The sequence below is a fragment of the Salimicrobium jeotgali genome (assembly GCF_001685435.2).
In the GTDB taxonomy this organism is placed as follows: Bacteria; Bacillota; Bacilli; order Bacillales; family Halobacillaceae; genus Salimicrobium; species Salimicrobium album.
Genome location: NZ_CP011361.2, coordinates 1978912 through 1998939, shown reverse-complemented (window position 1 = coordinate 1998939; position 20028 = coordinate 1978912). Strand labels below are relative to the sequence as shown.

Here is a 20028-nt window from a genome sequence, read left to right as displayed (position 1 = left end):
GAGATCTATGCTCTCTTTGAACCTTGAAAACTGGATAAGAAACAAACAGACAATATCGTAAGATATTGATCTGGACCAACATCGATCTTTATTTTAGAATGAAGCGTCTTTTCACTAGTATAGTGAAGAAATGAAGGGCGCACGGTGGATGCCTTGGTACCAGGAGCCGATGAAGGACGGGACAAACACCGAAATGCTTCGGGGAGCCGTAAGTAGGCGTTGATCCGAAGATGTCCGAATGGGGGAACCCACTGTCCGTTATGGGACAGTACCGATCACTGAATACATAGGTGGTCGGAGGTAGACCCGGGGAACTGAAACATCTCAGTACCCGGAGGAGAGGAAAGCAAATGCGATTTCCCGAGTAGCGGCGAGCGAAACGGAACCAGCCCAAACCAGAGAGCTTGCTCTCTGGGGTTGTAGGACACTCCCTTGGAGTTACCAAGAGGGAGGATAGGCGAATCGGACTGGAACGTCCAGCCATAGCAGGTAACAGCCCTGTAGCCGACATCCTCCCTCCTCCGGAGTGGATCCTGAGTACGGCGAAACACGAGAAATTTCGTCGGAATCCGGGAGGACCATCTCCCAAGGCTAAATACTCCCTGGTAACCGATAGTGAACCAGTACCGTGAGGGAAAGGTGAAAAGCACCCCGGAAGGGGAGTGAAAGAGAACCTGAAACCGTGTGCCTACAAGTAGTCGGAGCCCGTTAATGGGTGACGGCGTACCTTTTGTAGAATGGACCGGCGAGTTACGATCGGCTGCAAGGTTAAACACCGTAGGTGTGGAGCCGCAGCGAAAGCGAGTCTGAACAGGGCGTCTCGAGTAGACGGTCGTAGACCCGAAACCGTGTGATCTACCCATCTCCAGGGTGAAGGTCAGGTAATACTGACTGGAGGCCCGAACCCACGTAAGTTGAAAATTACGGGGATGAGGGGTGGGTAGGGGTGAAATGCCAATCGAACACGGAGATAGCTGGTTCTCTCCGAAATAGCTTTAGGGCTAGCCTTCGGCCAGGAGTCCTGGAGGTAGAGCACTGATTGGATGAGGGGCCCCTACCGGGTTACCGAGTTCAGTCAAACTCCGAATGCCAGCGACTCGCGTCGAGGAGTCAGACCATGGGTGAGAAGGTTCATGGTCAAGAGGGGAACAGCCCAGACCGTCAGCTAAGGTCCCTAAGTGTGTGTTAAGTGGAAAAGGATGTGGCGTTGCTTAGACAACCAGGATGTTAGCTTAGAAGCAGCTATCATTGAAAGAGTGCGTAATAGCTCACTGGTCGAGTGACGCTGCGCCGAAAATATACCGGGGCTAAACACACCACCGAAGCTACGGATTTGCATCGATGATGCAAGTGGTAGGAGAGCGTTCCAGGAGCTGTGAAGTCAGACCGTGAGGACTGGTGGAGCGACTGGAAGTGAGAATGCCGGTATAAGTAGCGAAAAAAGAGTGAGAATCTCTTTCACCGTAAGCCTAAGGGTTCCTGAGGAAGGCTCGTCCACTCAGGGTTAGTCGGGACCTAAGCCGAGGCCGAAAGGCGTAGGCGATGGACAACAGGTGGAGATTCCTGTACCACCCGCCTCCGTTCGAGCGAACGGGGGGACGCAGGAGGATAGGGAGAGCGCACCATTGGATGTGTGCGTCCAAGCTGTGAGCGCGTCGGATAGGCAAATCCGTCCGGCAAGTGCAAGCAGTGATGGGGAGAGAACATGAGTATCGAAGCTCCTGATTTCACACTGCCAAGAAAAGCCTCTAGCGAGGATGGCGGGTGCCCGTACCGCAAACCAACACAGGTAGGCGAGGAGAGTATCCTAAGGTGATCGGGAGAACTCTCGTTAAGGAACTCGGCAAAATGACCCCGTAACTTCGGGAGAAGGGGTGCTCCTCTGCCGAGGAGCCGCAGTGAAGAGGCCCAAGCGACTGTTTACCAAAAACACAGGTCTCTGCGAAACCGTAAGGTGAAGTATAGGGGCTGACACCTGCCCGGTGCTGGAAGGTTAAGGGGATGCGTTAGCGTAAGCGAAGCGTTGAACCGAAGCCCCAGTAAACGGCGGCCGTAACTATAACGGTCCTAAGGTAGCGAAATTCCTTGTCGGGTAAGTTCCGACCCGCACGAAAGGTGCAACGACTTGGGCACTGTCTCAACGAGAGACCCGGTGAAATTATACGATGCGTGAAGATGCGCATTACCCGCGACAGGACGGAAAGACCCCGTGGAGCTTTACTGTAGCCTGATATTGAATGTTGGTATCGCTTGTACAGGATAGGTGGGAGCCATCGAAACCGGAGCGCAAGCTTCGGTGGAGGCGCCCGTGGGATACCACCCTGGCGGTACGGACATTCTAACCCAGGACCGTGATCCGGTCCGGAGACAGTGTCAGGTGGGCAGTTTGACTGGGGCGGTCGCCTCCCAAAAAGTAACGGAGGCGCTCAAAGGTTCCCTCAGAATGGTTGGAAATCATTCGCAGCGTGTAAAGGCACAAGGGAGCTTGACTGCGAGACCTACAAGTCGAGCAGGGACGAAAGTCGGACTTAGTGATCCGGCGGTACCGCATGGAAGGGCCGTCGCTCAACGGATAAAAGCTACCCCGGGGATAACAGGCTTATCTCCCCCAAGAGTCCACATCGACGGGGAGGTTTGGCACCTCGATGTCGGCTCATCGCATCCTGGGGCTGTAGTCGGTCCCAAGGGTTGGGCTGTTCGCCCATTAAAGCGGTACGCGAGCTGGGTTCAGAACGTCGTGAGACAGTTCGGTCCCTATCCGTCGTGGGCGTTGGAAATTTGAAAGGAGCTGTCCTTAGTACGAGAGGACCGGGATGGACACACCGCTGGTGTACCAGTTGTTCCGCCAGGAGCATTGCTGGGTAGCTACGTGTGGACGGGATAAGTGCTGAAAGCATCTAAGCATGAAGCCCCCCTTGAGATGAGATTTCCCTTTGTAGAGATGCCTCTGAGACGAAGAGGTTGATAGGTCCGGTGTGGAAGCGTGGCGACACGTGCAGCAGACGGATACTAATCCATCGAGATCTTCTCTATACGTTGGTCGTATGTTTCTTATCCAGTTTTGAAGGTTTTTCAAAAAACCTCTTGAAATTTTCCATTCGGAACAATATAATGGTTTTTGTCCGAAGGAAAGTTCAATTGTAGATCTGGTGGCAATAGCGAAGAGGTCACACCTGTTCCCATGCCGAACACAGAAGTTAAGTTCTTCCGCGCCGATGGTAGTCGGGGTTACCCCCCGCAAGAGTAGGGCGCTGCCAGGTCGTTTCAATATTCCACCGTAGCTCAGTGGTAGAGCAATCGGCTGTTAACCGATTTGTCGTAGGTTCGAATCCTACCGGTGGAGCCATTTCTGGAGAGATGTCCGAGTCTGGCTTAAGGAGCACGATTGGAACTCGTGTAGGCCCTTTCGGGTCTCGAGGGTTCGAATCCCTCTCTCTCCGCCATGGCCCGTTGGTCAAGTGGTTAAGACACCGCCCTTTCACGGCGGTAACACGGGTTCGAATCCCGTACGGGTCACCACTATTTCACTGGAGGATTAGCTCAGCTGGGAGAGCACTTGCCTTACAAGCAAGGGGTCGCAGGTTCGAGCCCTGCATCCTCCACCATAGAAGTTATACTTCAACATCGCGGGGTGGAGCAGTCTGGCAGCTCGTCGGGCTCATAACCCGGAGGTCGCAGGTTCAAATCCTGCCCCCGCAACCAAATTTTGGTCCGGTAGTTCAGTTGGTTAGAATGCCTGCCTGTCACGCAGGAGGTCGCGGGTTCGAGTCCCGTCCGGACCGCCATTAATACATAAAAGTGGCTCGGTAGCTCAGTCGGTAGAGCAACGGACTGAAAATCCGTGTGTCGGCGGTTCGATTCCGTCCCGAGCCACCACTTTTGCCGGCCTAGCTCAATTGGTAGAGCAACTGATTTGTAATCAGTAGGTTGGGGGTTCAAGTCCTCTGGCCGGCACCAGATACTTTAATAAAAAATGGAGGGATAGCGAAGTTGGCCAAACGCGGCGGACTGTAAATCCGCTCCCATCGGGTTCGCAGGTTCGAGTCCTGCTCCCTCCACCATTTTTAGGGGTATAGTTCAAAGGCAGAACAGCGGTCTCCAAAACCGCCGATGTGGGTTCGAGTCCTACTACCCCTGTTTTTTCAATCTATGGCGACTGTGGCGAAGTGGTTAACGCACCGGATTGTGGCTCCGGCATTCGTGGGTTCGATTCCCATCAGTCGCCCCATTTTTTATTGTTGGGCTATGGCCAAGCGGTAAGGCAACGGTTTTTGGTACCGTCATGCGCTGGTTCGAATCCAGCTAGCCCAGCCATGCGAGAGTAGTTCAGTGGTAGAACACCACCTTGCCAAGGTGGGGGTCGCGGGTTCGAATCCCGTCTCTCGCTCTTTGAGGTTATGGCGGCATAGCCAAGTGGCAAGGCAGAGGACTGCAACTCCTTTATCACCGGTTCGAATCCGGTTGCCGCCTCCAAAAAATAAACATAAAAATCGTGGCGAAGTGGTGGAACTGGCAGACACGCAGCACTCAAAATGCTGTGCCTTCTGGGCGTGTGGGTTCGAATCCCACCTTCGCTATATATAATGAAAACTACCAGAATCCTGGTAGTTTTTTTGTAATGAATACATAAAGTCAGCTCCTTCCTTCCAGAAGGCGGAAGTACGTATTACGGACAGATGATTTATTACCCGGATTTGTGGTATAAAGAGGGTAGGAGGGATAAAAATGAAACGACACGAAGCGTTAGTTCCTTTGTCGCACCACCATCACCATGGTCTTGTACTTGCTCAGAAGTTACAGAAAACAGAAGAAAAAGACAAGTTCAGAGAAATTATGAAGGATATTGAAGATTTCTGGGAAAATGATGGGGAAGCACACTTCAGGGAAGAAGAGGAAATCCTTCTCCCGCTGTACGCCTGCTATGCAAAGATAGAAGAGGATGAAGATATAGAGAAAATGCTTATCGATCATACAGTGATACGTGGACTTATCGTTAAACTGCGTAAGCTGGAGAGATTCGATTATAAAGTGTTTCAGGAATTGGGAGAGAAGCTTCATGATCACATTAGAATGGAAGAAAGGGTCATCTTTCCGAAAATAGAAAGTGCAGTTCCGGATAAAGAACTTTATAAAGTGGAAGGCAAGTTTCACATTGACAGTTACAGTGGTAAGTAACGCAACTTTCCAAGTTGCGTTTTTTTAAATAAAAAGGTTGAAACCCTTTCTGGTCGTTGTTACAATGTAAACTATCCCTTGAAGTTGTCCTGACCTCTTCGGGCGGGTGTAGTTTAGTGGTAAAACCTCAGCCTTCCAAGCTGATGACGGGAGTTCGATTCTCCTCACCCGCTCCACTAGTGTTTGAAATTATGTTTTCATACCACGTGCCAACGCAGTGTTTCGTTAATGAATAACGAAGCATTGCGTTTTTTCATGATTGAAAATGGATACATACATATAGATGAGACAGATTTTATGAAAGGAAGTGTTATCATGCAACAGCTGAAAAAACATTTAAAAGAAATAGACGGGAAAAGTTACAAGGGATATAAACAGATCCAGGGGACTTATTCTTTCCGGGATTACAAGCTTCACATCGACTATGTGCAGGGAGACCCTTTTGCGGCCCCTTCCAAAATAAGAATAAGAGTTCCGGAAGCGAAACGTTCCATCAAAAAGGAGTGGACGACCTCCAGATCAAGAAGAGTTTATACGGAAGATACACTTACCCGATGCGTTTCAGAAACGGTGAAGAAGCATAAATCGAACGTGAAAGGTTCGGGAAAAAGCGGAGATGTAGGAATGGATCAGCCGGGTCAGGAAGTTCTTGAACGTACCGCGGTTATGATAGAACAGGATTCTACAGTGCTCTGTTTCACGGTAGGCCTGCCGGCGAATGGACGCCGAATTAACGGAAAGGAAGCTGAAAAACTTTTTTTCGAAGTCCTACCTGCGATAGTGGAACAGTCGATTATGTCTATAAAAGATGAGGAGATTGATCAGGCATGTGAACTTGCCGATCAGTACGACGCAATCCGAGAAGAAATGGAGAAAAATGACTGGGAAGCATTCATAGCGGACGGGTCTGTTCTCCCAAGGGAAAGCGGAATCAGCCAGCGACCGATGAAAAACGCAGTACCTTTTGAAAGTCCGGAAGAGAACCGGGTTTCCATCTCTTTGCCACATCGCACAGAACCGCTCACAGGTATGGCAATCAAAAAAGGCATCACGCTGATAGTAGGGGGCGGCTATCACGGAAAAAGCACCCTGCTCCAGGCCATTGAGAGAGGGGTGTATCCTCATAAACAGGGAGATGGGCGCGAATATGTCATCACTGCTCCGGACGCCGTTAAAGTGAGAGCGGAAGATGGAAGGAAAGTTACAAACGTCGATATTTCCTCTTTCATTAAGAATCTACCGCACGGCACCGATACCTCCACTTTTACAACAGAGGATGCGAGCGGAAGTACATCGCAGGCTGCGAATGTGGTCGAGGCGCTTGAGACAGGTGCCGGAGCTCTATTGATAGACGAAGACACCAGTGCGACGAACTTTATGATCCGGGATGAACGTATGCAGGAACTTGTTGCTAAAGAGAAAGAGCCGATCACCCCTTTCATCGATAAAATCGAGCAGATGAGGGATGAGCTCGATGTCTCGACGATCCTCGTCATGGGTGGATCCGGTGAATATTTCCACGCTGCCGATCACGTGATAATGATGGATCAGTACATCCCGCATGATGTGACGGCCAGGGCCAGGGAAATAGCTTCCCGTTACCCGAGCGAACGTAAGAAAGAGGAATTTTCTTTCGGTTCCCTGCCGGCGCGGTCTTTTCTTCCGGCCACCATTCAGGCCCAGCGCGGGAAGAAGGAAAAAGTGCAGTCCAAGGGGATGTATCATATAATTATGGGAAGGCACGACATACGCATGGAAGGACTTGAGCAGCTCGTTGATGCTTCTCAGACGAGGTTCATCGCTGATCTGATCACCCATATGAATAAACAGGGTATGCTGAAGAAAAAAGAGACGCTGAAAGAACTGGTAGATGCGATTGATAAACAGATTGATGCAGAAGGACTTTCCTTCGCCGCTCCTTTCAGGAATCAGCATCCCGGGGAACTGGCCAGACCGAGAAAGTTTGAAATTGCAGCCACCTTAAACAGAATCCGTACCGCAAAGGTGGAGGATCTAAGGTAAGGGAGAAGGAGGAGCGCACGTATGGATGCCGAACAATTAAAGAGGGAAACGATTGCCTACAGCAAGGAAATAGGAATCGATAAAATAGGTTTTGCCAGCGCAGACGTATTCGGCGAATTGAAATCCCGGCTGATACGACAGGAACAGCTGGGATATCACTCGGGGTTCGAAAAGGGGAGTCCGGAAGAGCGTACGGAACCTGAACGCCTCCTTCCCTCTTCCCAATCTATCATTTCTATCGCGCTCGCCTATCCTTCAAAAATGGAAAATCCCCCTAAAAACGAGAAAGGGGCGCGACGCGGCCAGTTCGCCCGTGCTTCGTGGGGGGAGGATTACCACACGGTTTTACGCGAAAAACTGCAGCTGCTCGGTTCTTTTCTCCGTGAAAAGGTTCCTGAAGTTGAATTGAAACTGATGGTAGACACAGGGGAGCTGTCAGACCGTGCCGTAGCCGAGAGGGCAGGGATCGGGTTCAGCGGAAAAAACTGTGCGATAATCACCCCCGAGTTCGGTTCCTACGTTTATCTCGGTGAACTGGTGACAAATCTTCCGTTCGCTCCGGATGAGCCGATCCAGGAAGGATGTGGGGACTGTAATATTTGCGTAGATTCGTGTCCAACGGATGCCCTTGTCCAGGGCGGGCAGCTGAATGCCAATCGATGCATCGCTTTTCTGACCCAGACCAAAGGTTTTCTCGAAGATGAATACCGTACGAAAATAGGGAACAGAGTCTACGGTTGTGATACTTGTCAGACGGTTTGCCCGTTCAACCGCAAAAAAGATTTCCATCTTCACGAAGAGTTCGAGCCAGACCCGGAGAAAGTCAAACCTGTACTCCGCCCTATTCTTCGCATATCCAACCGGGAGTTCAAAGAAAAGTTCGGCAGAATGGCAGGATCGTGGCGCGGAAAGAAACCGATTCAGCGTAATGCTATTCTGGCTCTCGGTCATTACCGGGAAATAGAGGCGGTAGAGGACCTTGTACATCTTATGAAGAACGACCCCCGCCCTGTAATCAGGGGTACGGCTGCGTACAGTCTCGGAAAAATCGGAACGCCGGAATGTTTCGAGGAGCTCGAGATGGCCAGAGGAGATGAGACTGATGAAAAAGTGAAAGAAGAAATGGAGAAAGGTTTAGCTTTTCAGATGAATTGAAAAGGAGAAGTGAAGAAATGTTATTTTATCAGAAGGAAATGACCACTCCGCTCGGACCGATGCTCGCAACGGCCGATGAGGAGCGTTTGATCCGTCTGGACTACGGGTCCGCCTCCGAAAAAGGGGAACTTCATGAGAACCACATCCACTCCTTTATCGATAAATCTCCGGAGTTGATAGAAAAAGAAACAAAGCTGCTGCAGGAAACTGAGAGGCAGCTAAAGGAGTATTTTAACAGGGAAAGGTACTCGTTCAGCCTTCCTTATAAATTTTACGGTACCTCCTTTCAAAAGAATATTTGGGAAGCGCTCGTGATGGAAGTTCCGTACGGGGAGACCATCACTTATAAAGGTCTGGCGGAGAGCGCCGGTAACCGAAAAGCCGTACGTGCCGTAGGAGGAGCCATGAACAAAAACCCTTTTTCCATCGTAGTCCCGTGCCACCGAGTGGTAGGCCAGAACGGAAAAATGACCGGATATGGCGGGGGTGTTGATAAAAAAGTGTATCTGTTGAATCTCGAAACCACCCTTTAGCTGCGGGTGGTTTTACTGTTCAGAAATTTTTCCGGGACCTTCCAGTTGTTGCGGCTGCTTGGTTCGTTACGGTCTCTTTAAGATAAATACACTTTTATGTGATATAATATCCGGGTTGACTAAAATAATTTCAGAGGTGAAACGGATGCCTAATCACGTGGTATTATTTCAGCCGGAAATCCCTGCAAACACCGGAAATATAGCCAGAACCTGTCTTGCTACGGACACTACTCTGCACCTCATACATCCGCTCGGATTTTCCACGGAGGACCGCATGGTGAAACGAGCAGGACTTGATTACTGGTATGACGTAACTATTTATCATTATGATTCCCTGGAGGAACTCTACGGAAAATTTCCGGAAGGCGACTATTATTATGTCGAAAACTTCGGAGGAAGTTCATTCGTGGAGATGGACTATACGGATACGGCGAAAGATCAGCTGTTCGTATTTGGAAGGGAAAGCGACGGAATTCCGCATGAACTGCTGGAAGGAATGGAAGACAGGTGCGTGCGCATACCTATGACAGATAAAGTGAGGTCACTGAATCTTGCGAATACTGTTTCTATTATGCTTTTCCACGTATTGCACGAGCAGGGGTTTCCCGGTCTTATAAAATAAGAGAAGAATGTGAGGCACTTGGCCCCTTTCTTCCGAACAAAAAAAGATCGCCTTTTGAGGGCGATCTCTTCAGTATATTACTTTGGAGCACCTGGCTTTTCGTCGCGTCCTGCAGCGAAAATAGACGTAAGAAAAGAAATGCTCACCATCATGATCAATGTCATTTTCATGTGTAGTTCCTCCTTCATATTCCGTTCAGGCTATTTTCATTATACATGAGTGAAATTCCAAAGGAAATACCATTTAGAAGTTTGTATTCGTTAACGGTTCCCCGGAGCTTTCTTCGTACCCTTTGGCATATTCCAATCTTTTTTGCACGGTCGTTTTGTTTACCTGTTCATCTGCGTGATAGGAGGAACGCACCAGTGGTCCCGCTTCACAGTGACTGAACCCTTTTTCTAAAGCTATTTGTTTTAACTCTTCGAACTCATCCGGATGGTAATATCTCTCTACGTTCAAGTGTTTTTTCGTCGGCTGCAGATACTGGCCGAGTGTGAGGATGTCCACGTTGTGCGCCCGTAGATCATCCATTGCTTCAATAAGTTCTTCCTTTGTCTCTCCAAGTCCGACCATAATACTTGATTTCGTAGGAGTGTTTGGCCGCATTTCCTTCACTCGACGAAGCAATTCGAGAGAACGGTCGTACATAGCAATAGCACGGACACGTTTCGTGAGCCGACGCACTGTCTCGATATTGTGGTTAAAGATGTCCGGCTCCCCTGCGAGCAGAGTGGACAGGCTTTCGTAGTCGCCTTTCATATCAGAAGGGAGGATTTCTACGGAACATCCCGGTACTCTTTTTCGGATGGCACGTACTGTTTCCCCGAAAACAGCTGCCCCTCCATCTTTGAGGTCGTCGCGGGCTACGGAAGTGACGACTACGTGTTTTAACCCCATGATTTCTACCGATTCTGCGACCCGCTCGGGTTCTCCCCAATCGAGTTCATTCGGAAGACCGGTTTTGACAGCGCAAAAACGGCATCCGCGCGTACATGTATCCCCGAGAATCATGAAAGTAGCAGTTTTCCGTTCACTCCAGCACTCATGAATATTCGGGCATCTCGCTTCTTCACAGACGGTGTTCAGTTTTTTATCTTTCATCAGTTTTTTCAGCTTCATATAGGACTGATTGGTGTTCAGCTTAATTTTCAGCCATTCGGGTTTTTTGATGTGTTCGTAACTTTTACTCATTGCTTCACTCCTTTTTAACGTTTAAAGTTCCATTCCTCGCTCATATATTTGGTTTCTGCTAAATATTCAACTTCCTCCCAGTCTTTCTTTGCCAGGTTTAAAGATTCGAAAGTTACATCCAACCCTTCTCGGAATCCCTGGAGAAAGGCGTCGTGGACGTGTTGTACAGTCACACGTTCACTTAAAGCCTCCTCAATACTAACAGCCTTATTATGAAAACTCTTTTTAGATCTCTGTTTTACTTTTTCATTAGGATAAATGAACATATCAAAAAGTTTTTCTTCATCCGTACGGATCGGTATAGAGCCGTGCTGGAGAAGAATCCCCTTTTGTCGGACCTGTGCACTTCCGGCAGCTTTTTTCCCTTCTACAGTCAGTTCGTACCAGGATGATTCTTCGAAGCATACTGCCGAAGACTCATTCATCCGTTTCTCCGGCATAGCATATTCTGCTTTTATCCCAAGTATCGAATAACCTTTCATGAGTCCCTTCGAAAGGACGAGGCAGGCTTCTTTAACTGTCTTTGGAATTCCGGGGTGACGTTCGTCTACGATGATGCTATATGTAAGTTCGTTATCATGGAGGACAGCCCGTCCGCCCGTAAGTCGCCTTACTATATCGACTTTGTGCTTATTTACACCTTCTTCACTTACTTTGTTCAGTGTTTTTTGAAAATAGCCTATAGAAAGACCGGCAGGACTCCAAGTGTAAAAGCGCAACACAGGCGGGATTCTTTTCTCCCGGTGCCATTCCATCAATTTCTCGTCCAGAGCCATGTTCATCGCAGGTGTCAAATCAGGAGTATAAAGAAATTTCCACGTTCCCAACTTAATTACCTCCCTTCGTTTATGATAGTAAACGGTTAGAGTGTAGCAGGTCATGGAATGTTTGTCAAAAGAAGGAAAAAGACAAAAAACGTGTACATTCATTTGCTATGTAAACTATTTTTTAAGATGTACAGGTATATATTCAGAAATTCGGTTTGAAAGTTGACACGGTAGTTTTTAAGAGTATTTATTTCTATATAAAATCCTCATACATTCAAAAGGAAAAAGAATGTTGTAAAATAGTAGAGGATAATTACTCAATTCGTGTGCATATCCATCTTTTCTTGTTATAATGATAGATGGAATAAAAGAGTATGTATGAAAGTCAGAAAAAAAGAAAATGTCAACAGCTATTGAACGTTACCATGTACAGTTCTATAATAGAGTTTGAATTTGCAAACGTTTACGTTTCATACATCATCGAAGACTAATTTGGGGGTAATTTTCGTGTCGAATACAGAATCCAAAGTATCTTTTTGGTCTAACTTCCATGGTCCCAACATGGGATACATAGAAGAGCAATATGAACGTTTTCAGGAAGATGAAAATGCAGTCGACGCTTCTATGAAAGAACTTTTTGAAAAGCACGGGGCGCCTGTAGAATCGGAGCGGCCTGCTGCCGAGTCCTCCGGTGGAAACGTCCCTTCTGCCCAGGATGTAAGCAAAATTGCTGCTGCTTTGAAACTGGTGGAAGCAATCCGTCGCGATGGTCATCTTTCCGCCGATATTTATGCGGTAGGAGGGTTTGATCGCCCCGACACCGAATTACTCGAACCGGAAACTTACGGTATCTCTAAAGAAGATCTTGAACAGCTCCCGGCCGAATGGATCTGGCCTGAGGCTAACGTTAAACTCAATAATGCGTGGCAAGCGATCGAAACACTGAAAGAAAGGTATGCAGGTACGCTTTCCTTCGAATATGAACACGTGCATAACGAAAGGGAAAGGTCCTGGTTAAAGGAAAGAATCGAATCGGGTTCTTACAGTGTCAACCTGTCCACGGAAGAACGGAAGCAGCTTTTGTATCGCCTGATAGAAGTCGAGAATTTCGAACAGTTTCTCGGTAAAACTTTCGTGGCTCAGAAGAGGTTTTCCATCGAAGGCATGGATGCCATGGTACCTATGCTGGATAAAATCGTCCAGTCAGCAGCAGTCGACCATATTCAGCACGTTATGCTTGGAATGGCGCACCGCGGCCGTCTGAACGTACTGGCTCACGTACTTGGAAAACCTTATGAAAAAATCTTTTCGGAATTTAATCACTCCCCGGAAAAGGAACTTATGCCTTCGGAAGGATCACAGGGAATCAACTACGGATGGACCGGAGATGTGAAATATCATTTCGGTGCCAAACGAGAAGTGAAAAACGGGGATGACAGTCACGCCACGCGCGTAACGTTAAGCCATAACCCTTCTCACCTTGAGTTTGTAAATCCGGTAGTACAGGGCTTCACAAGAGCTGCTCAGGATTACCGGGAGGAGCGCGGTAATTCAGTAATTGATGAAGATGCGGCTCTTGGCGTGCTTATTCACGGAGATGCTGCTTTTATAGGGGAAGGTATCGTAGCCGAAACCTTAAACTTGAGTGACCTTGAAGGGTACCGTTCTGGAGGGACGGTGCATATTATTGCGAATAATCTTGTTGGCTTCACTACGAACCGGAAAGACGGAAGGTCCACCCGTTATGCCAGTGACCTGGCCAAAGGGTTTGAAATTCCTATCATGCACGTAAATGCTGACGATCCGGAAGCGTGCCTCTCCGCGATTGCTCTTGCATACGAATATCGCCAGACTTTCCATAAAGACGTATTAATCGATCTTGTCGGTTACCGGCGTTATGGTCATAACGAAATAGACGAGCCACGGGCTACCCAACCCCGTCTTTATAGTGAAATAGATGAACATCCTACCATCGCCAATGTGTACGGAGAGAATCTATTGAATCAGGGGGTTATCCAGGACGGAGAGCTTGATGAGTATAAAGAAAAAGCGACTTCGAACCTGAGAGACATTTATAACAGTATGAAAGAAGAAGAGACATACGAACCGGACGTCCAGGGTCGCCCGCAGGGAGTGGAACGGTCTCTCGAGGAGTTTGAAACCGTAGTGGACCTTGATCGTCTGAAAACGCTCAACAAGCAGATGCTTGAGCGCCCTGAAGGCTTCAATGGGTTCAAGAAACTCGAAAAAATCCTGAACAAACGTGAGAATATGCTTGAAGAAGGAAATAAAGTAGACTGGGCTACAGCAGAAGCACTGGCGTTTGCCTCTATTCTTGAAGAGGGACAGCCGATCCGGGTCACCGGACAGGATACAGAACGTGGAACGTTTGCTCACCGGCATATGGTTCTTCATGACGTAGAAACAGGGGAAACTTATTGCCCGCTGCACGGCATTGAACAGGCGAAAGCTTCGTTTGATATATTTAACAGTCCGCTGTCGGAAGCCGGAGTACTCGGTTTTGAATATGGGTACAGCGTACATTCCCAGGAGACTCTGGTCGTATGGGAAGCACAGTTCGGAGACTTTGCGAACGCAGGTCAGGTGATTTTTGATCAGTTTGTCTCTTCCGGACGTGCAAAGTGGAATGAACAGTCGAATATGGTATTCCTGCTTCCGCACGGTTATGAAGGGCAGGGACCTGAACACTCCAGTGCCCGTCTGGAACGGTTCCTGCAAATGTCAGCTGAAAACAACTGGACTGTCGCAAATGTGACATCTGCCGCCCAGTACTTCCATCTTCTCAGAAGGCAGTCGGCTATCAGCTGTAAAGAGGAAGAAAGGCCACTTGTGCTGATGACACCGAAAAGTCTGTTGCGTAATCAGCGCGTGGCTTCAGAAGCGAAAGAATTTACGGACAGCGGCTTCCACCCTCTTGTTCGTCAGCCCGGACTGACGAAGACGAAGAAAAAAGACAAATCTAAAGTGAAAACACTGCTTCTCGGAAGCGGTAAAATCATGGTGGATATCGAAGATCGTACTGAACAGGAAGAAAGTTCTTTTGAAACAATTGATGCGGTCCGCGTCGAACAGATTTATCCGTTCCCGGATCAGAAACTGAAAGAGATTATGAAGGAATATCCTAACTTGAAAGAACTCGTATGGGTACAGGAAGAACCGCAAAATATGGGAAGCTGGTATTTTGTCGAAGGCATTCTTTACAACCTGCTCGAGGAAGGTCAGATACACCGTTACGTGGGACGCCCTCATCGTGCATCACCTTCAGTGGGGGAACCTAATATTCATAAAACCGAACAGAACCGCATAATCAAGGAAGCTCTTCAAATCTCTAAAGGAGGCAACTCACAATGAAGGAAATAAAAGTACCAGAACTGGCAGAATCAATTACGGAGGGGACTATAGCCGAATGGCTCGTGAATAAAGGGGACCAGGTGGAAAAAGGCGATCCTGTTCTCGAGCTTGAAACCGACAAAGTCAACGTCGAGGTGAACGCGGATACCGGCGGTGTCATTACCGAACTCCTGAAAGAAGCAGGTGATGACGTAGAAGTCGGGGACGTAATTGCGAAAGTTGATGAAACCGGGGAAGCCTCCGGAAAAGAAGATGATTCTTCCGGGGAAGATGCTTCCGAAGAGAAAACAGAAGAGAAGCCAGACGAAGGCAAACAGGAAGCGAAAGAGGAGAAAACAGAAGATAAGAAAGAAGAAAAAGAAGACAAGAAAGAAAAATCTTCCGATGATGACTCGAAGAAAGAAGATATCATCGCTACCCCGGCTGCCCGCAAACGGGCCAGAGAACTTGGTATCGATTTAAGCGAGATTTCTGCACGTGACCCTTACGGCCGCGTACGTCCGGAAGATGTAGACGAACATGCAAATGGCAGTTCGAAAGAGGAGAAGAAACAGACTTCCAGCGGCTCGTCTTCCGATAAAAAAGAAAAAGAATCGAAAGAAGAGTTCAGTAAGCCGGTAGAGCGCGAGAAAATGTCCCGCCGCCGCCAGACTATTGCAAAACGTCTGGTGGAAGTCCAGCAGGAATCTGCGATGCTCACCACTTTCAACGAAGTGGATATGACCAATATCATGAACTTGCGTAAAGAACGGAAAGAAGCATTCCAGGATAAACATGGAGTGAAACTTGGGTTTATGTCCTTCTTTACGAAAGCTGCAGTTGGTGCCCTTAAAGAATTCCCGCTGCTTAATGCGGAAATCCAGGGCAAAGAAGTAGTGAAAAAGAAATTCTATGATATCGGAATGGCTGTTTCCACAGATGAAGGTCTGGTCGTCCCTGTCGTACGTGATGCGGATCGCGTCGGTTTCGCAGGCATCGAAAGCGAAATCATCCGTTTGGCTGAGATGGCCCGTAATAAAGAACTCGGTCTTGATGATCTTCAGGGCGGATCTTTCACGATCACAAACGGCGGTATTTTCGGTTCCATGCTTTCTACACCTATCCTGAACTCCCCACAGGTAGGGATTCTCGGGCTTCACAATATTGAAAAGCGTCCGAAAGTAATGCCGGACGATTCCATTGAAGCCAGACCGATGATGTATATTGCGCTTTCCTACGACCATCGTATCGTTGATGGTAAAGAAGCAGTGCAATTCCTTCGTCGTATTAAAGAAATGATTGAAGACCCATATGATCTTCTGCTCGAAGGTTAATAAAACAGCACTACAAAAAGGCGGCCGGTTTCAAAAGGCCGCCTTTTTGTATCTGAGAAACTTCTGTAATGGAAGAAGAGCGAGCGTCCTGCGAACGATACCAGAGAAAAATTGGTATAATAAAAAAAACGAAATCTCTGGAGGCTCCATAAATGATACAGGAAATTTTAGAATCCAATCAGTTTCTTTTTTTGATAGCACTGCTTCTGATTGTCAGTGTGGTAGTTACGAAATTTTCAAGCCGTCTCGGCGTGCCTTCACTGGTTTTATTTATAGCTGTAGGAATGATTGTTGGAAGTGACGGTCTTCAACTCGTGTATTTTAATAATGCCGAAGTTGCCCAGTTAATCGGGGTAATGGCTCTTGTAGTCATTTTGTTCGAGGGCGGTATGCAGACGGAGTGGCGGGAAATCAGACCGGTGGCCGCACCGTCTGTCATGCTTGCTACAGTCGGCGTGCTGATAACCACTGCCATTGTAGCTGTAACAGCGAAATACATTATCGATTTACCATGGCTCGAGGCCTTTCTGTTAGGGTCCATCGTAGGTTCCACGGATGCTGCAGCCGTATTCGCCGTGCTGAAAGGAAAAAACATCAAAGATAAAGTATCCTCCACGCTTGAAGCGGAATCGGGGACTAATGATCCTATGGCCGTCTTCCTGACGGTCACGTTCATACAACTTCTTTCTCTGGAGGAGTCCAACATTTGGACAGCCGTGGGTTCTTTTTTCTGGCAGATGGGTGCCGGTCTTCTGACAGGAATTATTATCGGATACGTGGCGAGCCTCTCCCTGAATAAAATAAACCTCGACTCAAGTGGTTTGTATCCGTTGTTTGCTTTGGGTTTTGCATTCCTCGCCTACAGTACGAGTTCACTTATTGAATCGAGCGGCCTGCTCGCAGTCTATGTAAGTGCTGTTGTAATCGGCCACGGTGAGCTCGCCTATCGATACTCCATTCTCCGTTTCCATGAAGGGTTCGGCTGGATGGCGCAGATTTTGATGTTCGTCCTGCTTGGGCTGTTTGTTTCCCCTTCCGAGGTGTTTACGGGCAGCGTTATGTGGAGCGGAGTGCTTACAGCATTCGTACTGATATTCATCGCCCGCCCTGCCGCGGTATTTTCGATGCTCGGCTTTTTCAGATTTTCGACTAAGGAAATGCTGTTTCTGTCGTGGGCGGGACTAAGAGGAGCTGTACCAATCGTACTGGCGATATTCCCTATGCTCGCAGGGATCGGTCACAGCCAGACTATTTTTAATATCGTTTTCTTCATTGTTCTGATTTCAGCTCTGCTGCAGGGTTCGACTATTATGCAGGTGGCAGAGAAATTCAAATTGGTTTCAGAGAGGAGAATCAATCCTATCCATTCTCTCGAGGTGATATCCATGGGGAAAGCGAACGTGGAGATGCTGGAATTTGAAGTAACAGACCAGAACCAGATCGCCGGGGAGACGCTTGAAGATTTATCTTTGCCTGACAGGGCTTTGATTAACGCTATTATAAGAGACGGGGATATGATTACCCCTTACGGTCAGACAACAATTATGCCGGGAGACACGTTGTACATTCTCGTAGCCCGGAAAGTGAAGAAACAGCTGAAGAAACGTCTGCAGGCTTTAAAAGAAAATTGAACATAAGTAAGAGCCAGGTGTAGAAGGGTACCTGGCTCGATTGCAGTGGTTATGATATTTGGGGTGAAGCGTTATGATATGATTCCGTATTTTATTATAAAGCAGGTCTTCAGCTTTGTAAACCCTTTCTCAGGAAATATAACCTTTTTCGTTAATGAGATTGTGAACGTGGACAGATTTCGTTAAAATGAAAACCATTAAAGGAGGCGATTGATTTGGTAAAGAACATTGGTTTTATAGGATGTGGCAGCATGGGGCAGGCAATGATCCAGGGGATGATCCGTTCCGGGAGCGTCTCTATCGATCAGATTTCTGCGACTGCAATAACCGAGGAGACTATCGATTTCGTAAGCGGGGAAATCGGTATACGGATTTCTGATGACAACAAACGTCTGGCTGCGGATAGTGATATCCTGTTCCTGGCTGTGAAACCTTATGTTTATCAGGGGGTAATCGAACAGATCAAATCGGAACTTTCTGAAGATACTATTATAGTTACAATCGCCCCCGGCATAAACTTAGAAACGATGAGGAAGTATCTTGGCAAAAACGTCAAGGTAATTCGCTCCATGCCTAACACACCTTCTTTAGTAGGGGAAGGGATGAGTGTATTGTGCCCTAATGAACTGGTTACAGAGACGGAACTGAATGCTGTTCTCGATCTTTATGAGAGCTTCGGGAAGGCGGAGGTTATTAAAGAAAATCTCATGGATGCTGTACCTGCCGTAAGCGGGTCTTCTCCGGCATTTGTCTATATGTTCATTGAAGCTATGGCCGATACGGCGGTACAACAGGGGTTTCCAAGAGATAAGGCCTATAAAATGGCTGCTCAGTCCGTGAGCGGAGCGGCAAAAATGATTCTTGAAACAGGAGAGCACCCGGGCAAACTGAAAGACGATGTTTGTACGCCCGGGGGAGTCACCATCGAGGGCGTCACCGCTCTTGAAAAACACGGTCTTCGCAAGGCTGTAATCGAAGCGATGAATGCTACGACAGAACGTTCCGGATATTTATCGAAACAGTAAACCCTGTTTTCGGCACCGGGGGAAAACAGAGTCTCCTGCTTTAAATAAACATTATAATTACTGTCTGAATTGTAGCTACTGTTTATTAAAGTGAAAAATATCTTTACAACAGGGGGTGGAGCGCATAAGATAATAGTGATAATGATTTTCAATTAAGGTCAGGAGTGAAGTAATGAAACGTTATGCAGTACTTATAAGCATGTTTGCTTTTGTTATATTTTTAGCGGCTTGCGGAGGAAATGAAGAGGATTCTTCCGGGGAATCGCAGGAGGATAAGAAAGAAACGCGAACGATTAAACATGAAATGGGCGAAACCGAAATTACAGGAACGCCGGAGAAAGTAGTGGCTCTGGAGTTTTCCTTTGTGGATAACCTTGCTTCTCTCGGTATCACCCCGGCGGGGATCGCAGATGATGAGGATCCGGAACGTATCATAGACCCTGTTAAAGAAAAAATAGGAGACTACACTTCGGTAGGTACGAGAAAGCAGCCTTCCCTCGAAGTGATCAGTTCTCTCCAGCCGGATTTGATCATAGCCGATTATGAAAGACATCAGGATATTTATGATCAGCTTTCGGAAATTGCACCGACGATTGTCCTGCCTTCCCTTTCAGCGGATTATGCAGGCATTATCGACAGTTTCGAAACGGTTGCAAAAGCTGTGGGGAAAGAGCAGAAGGGGGAGGAAGTTCTGAAAGAACATAAAAACAGAATGGAAGAACTCCGCTCTCAGGTCCCGGAAGACGAATCAAGGACAGTTTTACCTGCCGTAGTGGCCGACAGCGGCTATTTCGCTCACAATTTCGAATCATATACCGGCTCCCTTCTTGAATCCATCGGCCTCGAAAACGCGATTCAGAGTGGAGACGACAGATATAATAAAATAAACCTGGAACAAATCGTGGAAATCGACCCGGATGTGATGTTCCATATGGTGACCGGAGATAAGACAGTAGTGGACGAATGGAAAGAAAATGATCTGTATGGAAAAGTAAGTGCAGTAAAAGAAGATCAGGTGTACGAGGTGGATCGTAATATGTGGTCAAGATTCCGCGGATTGATCTCCTCCGAGAAAATTCTGGAAGACGCTATCGACCACTTATATGAGTGATTTCTGAAAGAACGGACGTTATACTCCGTTCTTTCTTGTTTTACACTAAGTTATTTACTCCGGTAACTCCGGATTACGATGAAGGAATCGAAACAGCTCGGTTCCTTTGCT

General features: G+C 47.7%; 12 protein-coding genes, 16 tRNA genes and 2 rRNA genes. 28 read left to right on the top strand and 2 right to left on the bottom strand.

Annotated elements, in window-relative coordinates:
• Positions 1 to 121 precede the first annotated feature (121 nt).
• From AAV35_RS10015 to AAV35_RS09905, 23 genes are all read left to right on the top strand, one after another.
• Positions 122 to 3033: ribosomal RNA gene (locus tag AAV35_RS10015) — 23S ribosomal RNA — on the top strand.
• A 112-nt stretch (positions 3034 to 3145) separates the two neighbouring features.
• Positions 3146 to 3260 (top strand): 5S ribosomal RNA (rrf, locus tag AAV35_RS10010).
• 11 nt (positions 3261 to 3271) lie between these two features.
• Positions 3272 to 3346: transfer RNA gene (locus AAV35_RS10005), tRNA-Asn, on the top strand.
• Between the two features lie 5 nt (positions 3347 to 3351).
• Positions 3352 to 3443: transfer RNA gene (locus AAV35_RS10000), tRNA-Ser, on the top strand.
• A gap of 1 nt (position 3444) precedes the next feature.
• Positions 3445 to 3519: transfer RNA gene (locus AAV35_RS09995), tRNA-Glu, on the top strand.
• A 10-nt stretch (positions 3520 to 3529) separates the two neighbouring features.
• Positions 3530 to 3605 (top strand) — tRNA-Val (locus tag AAV35_RS09990).
• Between the two features lie 20 nt (positions 3606 to 3625).
• A tRNA-Met gene (locus AAV35_RS09985) sits at positions 3626 to 3702 on the top strand.
• Between the two features lie 6 nt (positions 3703 to 3708).
• A tRNA-Asp gene (locus AAV35_RS09980) sits at positions 3709 to 3785 on the top strand.
• Positions 3786 to 3800: 15 nt separating this feature from the next.
• Positions 3801 to 3876: transfer RNA gene (locus AAV35_RS09975), tRNA-Phe, on the top strand.
• 5 nt (positions 3877 to 3881) lie between these two features.
• Positions 3882 to 3957 (top strand) — tRNA-Thr (locus AAV35_RS09970).
• A gap of 18 nt (positions 3958 to 3975) precedes the next feature.
• A tRNA-Tyr gene (locus AAV35_RS09965) sits at positions 3976 to 4061 on the top strand.
• A gap of 5 nt (positions 4062 to 4066) precedes the next feature.
• Positions 4067 to 4137, top strand: a tRNA-Trp gene (locus AAV35_RS09960).
• Positions 4138 to 4152: 15 nt separating this feature from the next.
• A tRNA-His gene (locus AAV35_RS09955) sits at positions 4153 to 4228 on the top strand.
• A gap of 11 nt (positions 4229 to 4239) precedes the next feature.
• Positions 4240 to 4314 (top strand) — tRNA-Gln (locus AAV35_RS09950).
• A gap of 1 nt (position 4315) precedes the next feature.
• A tRNA-Gly gene (locus AAV35_RS09945) sits at positions 4316 to 4387 on the top strand.
• A 12-nt stretch (positions 4388 to 4399) separates the two neighbouring features.
• Positions 4400 to 4473: transfer RNA gene (locus AAV35_RS09940), tRNA-Cys, on the top strand.
• 21 nt (positions 4474 to 4494) lie between these two features.
• Positions 4495 to 4577, top strand: a tRNA-Leu gene (locus tag AAV35_RS09935).
• A 148-nt stretch (positions 4578 to 4725) separates the two neighbouring features.
• The gene (locus AAV35_RS09930) at positions 4726 to 5175 is read left to right on the top strand and encodes a hemerythrin domain-containing protein (protein WP_008592166.1); all 450 of its coding nucleotides are present in this window, start codon (positions 4726 to 4728) and stop codon (positions 5173 to 5175) included.
• 102 nt (positions 5176 to 5277) lie between these two features.
• Positions 5278 to 5351 (top strand) — tRNA-Gly (locus AAV35_RS09925).
• A 139-nt stretch (positions 5352 to 5490) separates the two neighbouring features.
• Positions 5491 to 7197, top strand: a complete 1707-nt coding sequence (locus AAV35_RS09920; protein ID WP_040609871.1) for an ABC-ATPase domain-containing protein — start codon at positions 5491 to 5493, stop codon at positions 7195 to 7197.
• A 21-nt stretch (positions 7198 to 7218) separates the two neighbouring features.
• Positions 7219 to 8352, top strand: coding sequence for a tRNA epoxyqueuosine(34) reductase QueG (gene queG, locus AAV35_RS09915; protein WP_008592168.1), 1134 nt, complete (start codon positions 7219 to 7221; stop codon positions 8350 to 8352).
• Positions 8353 to 8369: 17 nt separating this feature from the next.
• Positions 8370 to 8885, top strand: a complete 516-nt coding sequence (locus AAV35_RS09910) for a methylated-DNA--[protein]-cysteine S-methyltransferase (RefSeq protein ID WP_008592169.1) — start codon at positions 8370 to 8372, stop codon at positions 8883 to 8885.
• 145 nt (positions 8886 to 9030) lie between these two features.
• Complete coding sequence (locus AAV35_RS09905) at positions 9031 to 9507, top strand: tRNA (cytidine(34)-2'-O)-methyltransferase (RefSeq protein WP_008592170.1); 477 nt, start codon at positions 9031 to 9033, stop codon at positions 9505 to 9507.
• 243 nt (positions 9508 to 9750) lie between these two features.
• On the opposite strand, the gene lipA is transcribed toward AAV35_RS09905, so the two are convergent.
• Together lipA and AAV35_RS09895 are read right to left on the bottom strand one after the other, a co-directional pair.
• Positions 9751 to 10698, bottom strand: coding sequence for a lipoyl synthase (gene lipA, locus AAV35_RS09900; RefSeq protein WP_008592171.1), 948 nt, complete (start codon positions 10696 to 10698; stop codon positions 9751 to 9753).
• A gap of 14 nt (positions 10699 to 10712) precedes the next feature.
• Positions 10713 to 11531: a lipoate--protein ligase family protein gene (locus AAV35_RS09895; protein ID WP_040609873.1), complete on the bottom strand. Its 819-nt coding sequence runs from the start codon at positions 11529 to 11531 to the stop codon at positions 10713 to 10715.
• A gap of 495 nt (positions 11532 to 12026) precedes the next feature.
• Between AAV35_RS09895 and AAV35_RS09890 the strand changes: the two genes are divergently transcribed.
• The 5 genes from AAV35_RS09890 (at position 12027) to AAV35_RS09870 (ending at position 19917) form a co-directional block, all read left to right on the top strand.
• Positions 12027 to 14837 carry a 2-oxoglutarate dehydrogenase E1 component gene (locus AAV35_RS09890; RefSeq protein ID WP_052034765.1) on the top strand — a complete coding sequence of 937 codons (2811 nt, stop codon included), beginning with the start codon at positions 12027 to 12029 and terminating at the stop codon, positions 14835 to 14837.
• Entirely contained in the window at positions 14834 to 16150 is a 1317-nt protein-coding gene (gene odhB, locus AAV35_RS09885; RefSeq protein WP_008592175.1) for a 2-oxoglutarate dehydrogenase complex dihydrolipoyllysine-residue succinyltransferase, read from the top strand. The genes AAV35_RS09890 and odhB overlap by 4 nt, the downstream gene beginning before the upstream one ends.
• Positions 16151 to 16302: 152 nt before the next feature.
• Complete coding sequence (locus AAV35_RS09880; protein WP_008592177.1) at positions 16303 to 17781, top strand: potassium/proton antiporter; 1479 nt, start codon at positions 16303 to 16305, stop codon at positions 17779 to 17781.
• Between the two features lie 215 nt (positions 17782 to 17996).
• Complete coding sequence (proC, locus tag AAV35_RS09875) at positions 17997 to 18806, top strand: pyrroline-5-carboxylate reductase (RefSeq protein ID WP_040609862.1); 810 nt, start codon at positions 17997 to 17999, stop codon at positions 18804 to 18806.
• Positions 18807 to 18978: 172 nt separating this feature from the next.
• The gene (locus tag AAV35_RS09870; RefSeq protein ID WP_008592185.1) at positions 18979 to 19917 is read left to right on the top strand and encodes an ABC transporter substrate-binding protein; all 939 of its coding nucleotides are present in this window, start codon (positions 18979 to 18981) and stop codon (positions 19915 to 19917) included.
• Positions 19918 to 20028 lie beyond the last annotated feature (111 nt).